General features: G+C 52.7%; 2 rRNA genes. Both read left to right on the top strand.

From position 1 onward, the window contains the following. Positions 1 to 86, top strand: a 23S ribosomal RNA gene (locus tag WFO70_RS22430); the annotation flags it as partial. 69 nt (positions 87 to 155) lie between these two features. Then, positions 156 to 222, top strand: a 5S ribosomal RNA gene (rrf, locus tag WFO70_RS22425); the annotation flags it as partial.

Raw genomic sequence — 222 nt, 5'->3', positions numbered from 1 at the left:
GAAGACGACGACGTTGATAGGTCGGGTGTGTAAGCGCAGCGATGCGTTGAGCTAACCGATACTAATGAACCGTGAGGCTTAACCTTACAACGCCGAAGCTGTTTCGGCGAAAGACAGACATCAAATTTCAGCCTTGATACAGATTACAGAATTTGCCTGGCGGCTGTAGCGCGGTGGTCCCACCTGACCCCATGCCGAACTCAGAAGTGAAACGCCGTAGCG

Source organism: Leclercia sp. AS011 (assembly GCF_037152535.1).
Lineage (GTDB): Bacteria > Pseudomonadota > Gammaproteobacteria > Enterobacterales > Enterobacteriaceae > Enterobacter.
The sequence above is the reverse complement of the archived record's forward strand: the minus strand, read 5'-3'. Positions and strand labels throughout refer to the sequence as shown.